Genomic DNA, 8400 nt, shown 5'->3' on the forward strand with positions numbered 1-8400 from the left:
CCGGGGATGCCGATCACTGCAGCTAGGATGGCTGCCCAGCCCACGTCACCCCAGCGGGGCCGGGGCAGGCGTTCACCCAGCAGGAAGAGGGCCAACCCGCCCCACGCAAAGAGGGTGGCGGCGCTGGCGAGCTGCAGCCCAACATCCAGCCAGGCTGTCTGGCTGGCCGCGTCATTGAGGACGACTTGTTGGTCGCTGAGAGCTTCGGGGGCGGTCAGCGCGTCGATCAGCCGGAGGACGGATCGCAGCCCACTCATGCCAAACGTGATGGTGAGAACCAGGAGGATCTCAGTGGAAATGCGCTTCACCTGCACCACTGTAGGCTAGATCGCATGACAACCGTTGCTTTCCTTGGCCCCGCCGGCACGTTTACCGAAGAAGCTTTGTGGAAGTTTCACGATCGCGGGGTCTTTGGCCCCGGTGATGTGGAATTGCTTCCTGTTGATTCGCCTTCGGCAGCGCTGCACGCGGTGCGTGACGACAAGGCCGACTGGGCCGTGGTGGCCATCGAAAATTCGGTGGACGGTGCGGTCACTTCCACCACCGATGCTTTGATTGAGGCCCCTGGGGTGCAGATTTACCATGAGCTGGAGCTGCCGATCAGTTTCGCGATCATGACGCGTCCGGGCACCTCGCTTGCCGACGCCAAGATCTTCTCCACCCATCCCGTCGCCCAGCGACAGGTCCGCGACTGGGTGACACAGAACATGCCGCACGTCACCTACACGGGTGCTACCTCGAATGCGGCGGCCGCCCAGGCGGTGGCCGAGGGTTCCGCTGACGTTGCCGCGGCGCCGCTGCGGGCTGCGAACCTGTTTGGGTTGGAGGTGCATGCGGAGGGGATCGCAGATATGGCGACGGCCCAGACCCGGTTCATCGCCGTCGGGCACACGGGCAAGCCCACCACGCGCACGGGTGCGGACCGCACGTTCGTCGTCTTTGACCTGCCGAATGAGCCCGGTACGCTCGTCGGCGCGCTGCAGGAATTTGCGTACCGCGGGGTGAATATGTCGCGCATTGAGTCTCGCCCGACGCGAAAGGAGGCCAGGACCTATAATTTCTATGTCGACTTGGTGGGACATATCGACGATGCGCCCCTGGCTGAAGCACTGCGCAACCTGTGGCTGCGCGCCAACACCGTAACTTTCCTCGGTTCGTGGCCCGCTGCTAGCCAGAGCCAGAGTTCGCTTATCGACGATGAGGCCCGCCTTGCAGAAGCAACTGATTGGGTCCGGAAGGCCCGGGAAGGACACTAAATGCTCATCCTGCTGCGCCACGGCCAAACCACTTCTAATGTGGCACGTGCACTAGATACCGCACTGCCGGGGGCTCCGTTGACGGAGTTAGGCCAGCAGCAAGCCCGCGATGTCGGGCCCGAGCTGATGGATCGTTATGGCCCGAATGCTGTGGTCACCTCGGAGGCGTTGCGTGCGCGGCAGACCGGGCAGCTCGCCTTCGATCCCTTTTTTGATCACATCCCTGCCGTGTCCGGTCTGCAGGAGATTACTGCGGGCAACCATGAGATGCAGAATTCTTTTGAGGCGCACGAGTCCTACCACGGGATTGTGCATTCGTGGTTTGATGGCAGCTCTGACCAGGCGATTCCCGGCGGTGAGGACGCGCACCAGTTTCTGCACCGCTACCAAGGTGGCGTGGCAGAGGCGCTGAGGGGCGAGGCTAGCTCGGCTGTCGTGGTCTCTCACGGCGCGGCGATCAGAATGTTTGCGGTGCGTGCCGCCGGCATCGATCCGGAATTCGCGGTCCGCAACCCGCTGCCGAACTGCCGCTTCGTGGTGCTTAACCCGACGGACACGTTTGGGCAGTGGGAGCTAGTGCGCTGGGGCGATAACTAGCTGTAGCCCAGGCGGTGGAGGTCCTCTTCCTCTAGCCCGAAATAGTGGCCCACCTCGTGCAGAACGGTGACGCGGACCTCGCGGCGCAGCTCCTCTAAATCACGCGAGTAGCGTTCGAGGGGCTCTTTATAGATGAAGATGGCGTTGGGTAAGAAGCCCGTGTGGTTGGCATGCTGATTCGGTAGCGGCACGCCCTCGAAGAGCCCTAAGAGGTGCGGCCGCTCCTCGTTGTAGGGCCGGGCTAACACGACGACATTGCGCATGCGCTGGGCGAACTCCTCGGGGAGCTCGTCCAAGGCGTCGTCGATAAGCGATTCAAAGACTTCATCGCTGACTTTCGTCACTGTGCAGGTGCTTCCTCTGTCGCTGGGAGTCGTGGCTCACGGATCGGGTCGCGCGGCGGTTGCTCGGCTGGTGGCTGACCGTCGATGGTGAAGGCCTCGCGGCCCCCGGTTGCTGAACCCTGCAGAGCGGAGAATCCGCCCTCCTCATTCGCGTGAACCAAGCTGCAGTTCACCGAGCGCGAGCCCCCGTCCCAGCTGGCCGCCGGCAGTGTGCCCCAGTAGGGCTGCAGCGTGGACTGGTAGAGCTGCTCCTCGCCGCCTAGGTAGTCCATGGCGGCCTGGGTGCACACCTCCTTCAGGTGATCGTCCTGTTCCTGCGCGGTGGGGGTGTGGTCGGGGAAGACAGGGTTGAGGTCTTCGATGTGCGTGACCTCGAGCTGGTGGTCTTCGCCGCAATCGACGATGTGCAGCACGTTGGAGCTATCTGCGCTCATGCACTGACCGGGATCAGCGACGCGCGCCTGGTCTTGGTCGGCGGCGCGACCTTCGGTCAGTTGGGGGACACCATCAGCGTCGGTGATTTGCAGGCCGCACAGCATGGTGCGGTCGCCGCGCTGCCACGCGTCCGCGGACGGCAGGATGGGGGCGATGGAGTACTTCCCGACCGGATCGTAACGGCCATCAAGATAGCGGATTGTCGGGGTGTGGCACAGCTCTTCGCGCAGCTGTGCTTGGCGGGTTTGGCTGGGCATCTCTGCCTCGCTACCAAACTCGCTGGTCGGGTAGGTAGCCAGATCCTCACGGACGGATACCTCGAAGCGGTGCGGGGTATCACAACTGGTCTGTTCGAAAGCGGTGATCTCGCCGCTGTCATCTACTTCCCACGTCAGGCACGCGCCCTGGTTGGCGGTGGTAAAGGGGGCGACGGATTCTTGGGTATCGCTGCCTTCGGCACTTCCGTTTGCTCCGCCGTTGGCGCTGTCGCCACCGCCTCCTTCAGCCTGGTTGGTCACTGGGTCTGCGTTGCGGTCCGCGACTGCGGAGTACGAACCGGCGCCAACGACGCCGACCAGTATGGCAAAAAGTAAGCCCGTTACACCGGCTCGCGAACGCCAGGTAGAAGAAGTAGCCATGCCCCAACCCTACTCAAGCGCGCGCCCCACGCGAGTATTTAGGCGGTACCGATCTGTGCGGTACACAGACGAACACAGTTCTACGGGGTGCTCACCGGAGCGCGCAAAGCGCACAATGCGTAGCAACGGGCTACCGGGGGCGACATCGAGGAGGGCGGCCGCCTGGTCGTCTGCGGCCACGGCGGTGACGGTTTGGTCGGCCTCTGTCACGGGCAGGCCGTAGTTTTCGTCGAGAAGCGTGTAGACGGAGTTATAGACATCATTTTCCAGCAGGTCGGGCGTGAGTTGGCCGTTGTACCAAGCATCATCGATGGCGTAAGGTTCGCCGTCGCCCAGCCGCAGGCGTCGCAGATGAATGTGCTCTTGTGCCGCCGACGTATTGAAAAATGCGCCCACATCGTCCGGGGCGGTGGCACGTGCGGAGAGCAGGATTTTCGACGACGCCGCAACCTTCTGTGCGCGCATCTCCTCAGAAAAAGAGGCGAGTTGAAGCTTGCTGACCAGGGGGTTCGGTGCGACGAAGGTGCCTTTTCCGCGGACGCGACGCAGCTTGCCGGCCGCGACTAAGTCACCAATCGCGCGCCGCACGGTGATGCGGGAGACGCTGTATGTTTCCTCAAGGACGCGTTCGCCTGGCAGGAGATCGCCTGGAGAAAGTTCCCTTTCGCAGAGTTGCTCGAGGATGGCGCGCAACTGGGCGTGCTTCGGCACGGGGCCATGGGTGATGGTCCGTTTCGGAAGTTCGGGAGCAGCGCGATCCATACACACCATCATACGCCACTGGTTATTACCAGCTCAACCGTTTGTATGACAGGCGGGTCACGTCGGCGGGGGCAGGCGGAAAATGGGAGGCGTTGGCGGTAGGGTTAGTCACTGTGATTGATCTGAAAATGCTCCGTGAGAACCCCGACCGCGTCCGCGATTCGCAGAAGAACCGCGGGGAGGACCCAGTGCTTGTCGACGAGCTGCTCTCCGCCGACGAGGCCCGCCGCGCCGCCATCGCCAACGCAGACAACCTGCGTGGTGAACAAAAGGCATTCGGCAAGAAGATCGGGCAGGCCGCACCCGAGGACCGCCCGGCCCTGCTGGAAGGCTCTAATGAGCTGAAGGCCAAGGTGAAGCAGGCTGAGGAAGAGCAGAAGGCCGCCGAAGAACGCGTGGTGGAGCTGCAGTACAAGATCTCCAATGTTGTCGAGGGCGCGCCGGCCGGTGGCGAAGATGACTTCGTGGTGCTGGAGCACATCGGCGAGATCCCAGAGTTCGATTTTGAGCCGAAGGACCACCTGGAGCTGGGCGAGTCTCTGGGCATGATCGATATGGCGCGCGGCACGAAGGTCGGCGGCGCCCGCTTCTACTACCTCACCGGTGATGGCGCCTGGATGCAGCTGGCGATGCTGCAGCTCGCCGCCGCCAAGGCCCGCGAGGCCGGATTTAAGCTGATGATCCCACCCGTGCTGGTGCGCCCAGAGATCATGCAGGGTACCGGCTTCTTGGGTGACCACTCGGACGAAATTTACTACCTCGAGCGCGATGACCTCTACCTCGTGGGCACCTCTGAGGTCGCGCTGGCCGGCTACCACCAGGACGAGATCATCGACCTGTCCGATGGCCCCATCCTCTACGCGGGCTGGTCGTCCTGCTTCCGCCGTGAGGCCGGGTCCTACGGCAAGGACACCCGCGGCATTTTGCGCGTGCACCAGTTCGACAAGCTGGAAATGTTCGTTTACTGCAAGCCGGAAGATGCCGAAGAGATGCACCAGAAGCTGCTGCAGCTGGAAAAGGAGATGCTGGCAGCAGTCGAGGTGCCTTACCGCGTGATCGACGTTGCTGGTGGTGACCTCGGCGCGTCGGCAGCCCGCAAGTTCGATACCGAGGCGTGGGTGCCCACCCAAGACACCTACCGCGAGCTCACGTCCACCTCTAACTGCACCACGTTCCAGGGCCGCCGCCTGAACACGCGCTACCGCGACGCGGAGGGCAAGACCCAGATCGTCGCCACGCTCAACGGCACGCTGGCCACCACGCGCTGGCTGGTCGCCATCCTGGAAAATAACCAGCAGGCCGACGGCTCCGTCGTCGTGCCTGAGGCTCTGCGCCCACTTATGGGCAAAGACGTGATCACTCCGGTCAAGTAAATGGAGTACCGCTTAGTAGATGGATTGTTCGAGGTTCCGGCAACGCTGGAGCCGGTCCCTGACCACCCCACGGAAGCTTCAGAGCCCTTTTACCAGTGGGTGATCCGCAGGTTGAAGAATCTAATGCGGGCGCAGGGCATCCGCATCACGGTCTATGGGACAGAGAACTTGCCGACGACCGGTGGCGCCATTATCGCGATCAACCACACGGGATACTACGACTTCATTTTTGGCGGCATTGCAGGCTTTTTGCGCGGCAAGCGCATGGTCCGATTCATGGCAAAGAAGGAAGTCTTCGACATCCCCATCATTGGCCATGCGATGCGCGGGATGAAGCACGTGTCGGTGGACCGCTCAAACGGTGGCTCCAGCGTGGACGAAGCCGTCGCACGCATTGAGGAAGGCCAGCTGGTGGGCATCTTCCCCGAGTCGACGATTTCGCGTTCTTTCGAACTGGCAGATTTCAAAAATGGTGCCGCCCGCATCGCTAAGCAAGCCGACGCGCCCCTGATCCCCATGGTCATCTGGGGCAGCCAACGGCTGTGGACCAAGGGCCGAAAGAAGCAGCTCGGGCGCAATCACTTCCCGATCATTATTCGAGTCGGCGCCCCCATTGACACCTCCGGGGAACCCGATGCGGTCGTCGATAAGCTTAAAGCGTCGATGCAGGAGCTTCTCGACGAATCACGCGCCGAATACTCACGCCGGTTTGGCCCCTTCCAGGACGGCGAGGACTGGTTGCCTGCGTCGATGGGTGGGGCCGCGCCCACGTTGGAGGAGGCGCGCGAGATTGACGCGAAGATCAAGGCTGAAAAGAAGGCGAAGCGGAAGCGTAAGCTAAGAAGAGACGCGCAAACAAAGGAGTAGAACAATGACACCCCGCCTGATCGTGAGTGACATCGACGGGACCTTCTTGGACTCGCACGATCGAGTCAGCCCCCGCTTGCGTGACGCCGTGATGCGCGCCGTGCATGCTGGGTCGGAGGTTGCGCTGGCGACAGGCAGGCCGCACCGCTGGATTTTCCCCGTGATCGACCAGCTGCCGATCCGCCCGGTGTGCGTGTGCTCGAACGGCGCCGTCCTCTACGACCCGGCTGAGGATAAGATCGTCGCCGCCCACAGCCTGGACCCGGAGGCCCTAGCCACGGTGATGGCGGTTGGCGAGGAAGTGTTCGGTCGTGATGTCGCATTCGGTGTGGAGCGGGTGGGCCAATCCGCCTTCGACAGTGAGGAAGACTCTTTCCTGACCAGCCCTGGCTATGTCACCGACCTGTGGAGCGAGGCTCACGGTGTGGCCCCTGTTCACGAGCTCGCTGCCGAACCCGCCGTGAAGCTAATCATGCGTAATCTGACGATGACGTCGGCGGAGATGTTCGACAAGATCGCACCCCACATCGATCCCGACACCGCCCACGTGACCTACTCCATGAATGAGGGGCTGCTGGAGCTGGCCGCGCCGGGCGTGAACAAGGCCACCGGCGTATCCACTTTGGCTGCTATGCATGGGGTAGAGCAGAAGGATGTCGCAGCCTTCGGCGATATGCCGAACGATATTGAGATGCTGGCCTGGGCCGGCACCGGGGTGGCCATGGCGAATGCCGCGCCCGTCGTGCACGACGCCGCGGACATGGTGACCACCAGCAACGATGATTTCGGCGTGGCACTCGTCTTGGAGAAGTGGTTCTAGCCGCCTCAGTGCCACAATAGATCCATGACACTGATCGCCGCCATTGACCAAGGCACGACCTCGACGCGCTGCATCATCACCACCACCGACGGGGAAGTGGTGGCCAGCGCCCAGTATGAGCACGAGCAGATCATGCCGCGCGAGGGCTGGGTGGAACATGATCCGCTGGAACTGTGGCGCAACGTCCGCCGCGCAGTCTCAGCCGCCATGGTGGAGGTGGACGTCCCGGCCTCCCAGATCAGCGCGCTCGGGGTGACGAACCAACGCGAAACGGCCGTGGTGTGGGACAAAGCGACAGGTCAGCCTGTCTATAACGCGATCGTATGGCAGGACACGCGCACGGGCAGCGACGATCAGAACCGCTACATGTCGCGTACCGGCCTGCTGGCAAATTCCTATCCCGCGGGACCGAAGTGGGCCTGGATCCTCGACAACGTGGAGGGTGCGCGCGAACGTGCCCAGCGCGGCGAGCTGCTTGCCGGCACCATCGATACGTGGCTGATCTGGCAGCTGACCGGCGGTGCGCGTGGCGACGAAGGCCGCGCCGCCATGCACGTCACCGACGTGAGCAATGCCTCCCGCACGCTGCTGATGAACATCGAAACCTGCCAGTGGGACGAGGAGATCTGCGCAGAGCTGGGCCTTCCGACGACGATGCTGCCCACTATCGTGCCCAGCATCGGGGAGGTCGCCCTCGTGCGCAAACGCGGAACCCTGTCCGGGGTGCCGATCACTGGTGTACTCGGCGACCAGCAGGCCGCCCTGTTTGGGCAGAACTGCCTGCGCGAAGGTGAGGGCAAAATGACCTACGGCACCGGGTTGTTCATGCTGCTCAACACCGGTTCTGTGCCACAATTTTCCGACCACGGTTTGCTGACCACGGTGGCCTACCAGCGTGCCGGGGACGCACCTGTGTATGCGATCGAAGGCTCTGTTGCTGTTGGTGGTTCCCTGATCCAGTGGCTGCGCGACCAGATGGGCATGCTGCGCACCGCTGCCGAATCCGAAACCCTGGCCGCCCAGGTTCCAGATTCCGCAGGAGTGACCATCGTCCCGGCATTTTCTGGGCTGTTCGCTCCGCGGTGGCGCGCCGACGCTCGGGGCGTGATCACTGGTCTGACCCGCTTCGTCGATAAGCGACACATCGCGCGTGCCGCACTTGAGGCGACGTGCCTGCAGACGCTGGAGGTCGCGCGCGCCATGGAGGCCGATAGCGGGGTGCGTGTCGACGAGCTGCGCGTGGACGGTGGCATGACGGACAATGCGCTGCTGATGCAGATGCAGGCCGATGTGCTCAACGCACGACTA

Annotated in this window: 9 protein-coding genes and 1 pseudogene; 6 read left to right on the top strand and 4 right to left on the bottom strand. The window is 62.9% G+C overall.

Annotation, left to right across the window (positions count from 1 at the left end):
- A pseudogene (locus tag ACHFGA_RS01930) lies at positions 1-317 on the bottom strand (CPBP family intramembrane glutamate endopeptidase); the annotation flags it as partial.
- Between the two features lie 15 nt (positions 318-332).
- On the opposite strand from ACHFGA_RS01930, the gene pheA reads away from it, so the two are divergent.
- Together pheA and ACHFGA_RS01940 are read left to right on the top strand one after the other, a co-directional pair.
- Positions 333-1256, top strand: a complete 924-nt coding sequence (pheA, locus tag ACHFGA_RS01935; RefSeq protein ID WP_394280772.1) for a prephenate dehydratase — start codon at positions 333-335, stop codon at positions 1254-1256.
- Positions 1257-1853: a histidine phosphatase family protein gene (locus ACHFGA_RS01940; RefSeq protein WP_394280773.1), complete on the top strand. Its 597-nt coding sequence runs from the start codon at positions 1257-1259 to the stop codon at positions 1851-1853. It begins immediately after the preceding gene.
- Here the strand turns inward: ACHFGA_RS01940 and ACHFGA_RS01945 are convergent.
- Genes ACHFGA_RS01945 through ACHFGA_RS01955 form a run of 3 tightly spaced genes read right to left on the bottom strand, consistent with a single transcriptional unit; the run spans position 1850 to position 4032 of the window.
- Entirely contained in the window at positions 1850-2197 is a 348-nt protein-coding gene (locus ACHFGA_RS01945; RefSeq protein ID WP_394280774.1) for a metallopeptidase family protein, read from the bottom strand. The two genes, ACHFGA_RS01940 and ACHFGA_RS01945, sit on opposite strands and share 4 nt — an antisense overlap.
- Positions 2194-3270: a septum formation family protein gene (locus tag ACHFGA_RS01950; RefSeq protein WP_394280775.1), complete on the bottom strand. Its 1077-nt coding sequence runs from the start codon at positions 3268-3270 to the stop codon at positions 2194-2196. Before ACHFGA_RS01950 ends, ACHFGA_RS01945 begins: the two co-directional genes overlap by 4 nt.
- Positions 3271-3279: 9 nt before the next feature.
- Positions 3280-4032: a GntR family transcriptional regulator gene (locus tag ACHFGA_RS01955; RefSeq protein WP_394280776.1), complete on the bottom strand. Its 753-nt coding sequence runs from the start codon at positions 4030-4032 to the stop codon at positions 3280-3282.
- Between the two features lie 113 nt (positions 4033-4145).
- On the opposite strand from ACHFGA_RS01955, the gene serS reads away from it, so the two are divergent.
- The 4 genes from serS to glpK form a co-directional block, all read left to right on the top strand.
- Positions 4146-5405, top strand: coding sequence for a serine--tRNA ligase (serS, locus tag ACHFGA_RS01960; protein ID WP_394280777.1), 1260 nt, complete (start codon positions 4146-4148; stop codon positions 5403-5405).
- On the top strand, positions 5406-6272 hold the full coding sequence (locus ACHFGA_RS01965; RefSeq protein ID WP_394280778.1) for a lysophospholipid acyltransferase family protein: 867 nt from the start codon (positions 5406-5408) through the stop codon (positions 6270-6272).
- Between the two features lie 4 nt (positions 6273-6276).
- Complete coding sequence (locus tag ACHFGA_RS01970) at positions 6277-7092, top strand: HAD family hydrolase (protein WP_394280779.1); 816 nt, start codon at positions 6277-6279, stop codon at positions 7090-7092.
- A 24-nt stretch (positions 7093-7116) separates the two neighbouring features.
- Positions 7117-8400: glycerol kinase GlpK (gene glpK / locus ACHFGA_RS01975; RefSeq protein ID WP_394280780.1), on the top strand; the 1284-nt coding region annotated here is incomplete at its 3' end.

This window comes from Corynebacterium sp., from assembly GCF_043426755.1.
In the GTDB taxonomy this organism is placed as follows: Bacteria; Actinomycetota; Actinomycetes; order Mycobacteriales; family Mycobacteriaceae; genus Corynebacterium.

Excerpts from the sequence above, each read along its gene's own strand:
- ACHFGA_RS01970 (WP_394280779.1), top strand. The coding sequence starts at position 6,277 with ATGACACCCCGCCTGATCGTGAGTGACATCGACGGGACCTTCTTGGAC.
- pheA (WP_394280772.1), top strand. The coding sequence starts at position 333 with ATGACAACCGTTGCTTTCCTTGGCCCCGCCGGCACGTTTACCGAAGAA.
- ACHFGA_RS01965 (WP_394280778.1), top strand. The coding sequence starts at position 5,406 with ATGGAGTACCGCTTAGTAGATGGATTGTTCGAGGTTCCGGCAACGCTG.
- ACHFGA_RS01950 (WP_394280775.1), bottom strand. The coding sequence starts at position 3,270 with ATGGCTACTTCTTCTACCTGGCGTTCGCGAGCCGGTGTAACGGGCTTA.
- ACHFGA_RS01955 (WP_394280776.1), bottom strand. The coding sequence starts at position 4,032 with ATGGATCGCGCTGCTCCCGAACTTCCGAAACGGACCATCACCCATGGC.
- ACHFGA_RS01940 (WP_394280773.1), top strand. The coding sequence starts at position 1,257 with ATGCTCATCCTGCTGCGCCACGGCCAAACCACTTCTAATGTGGCACGT.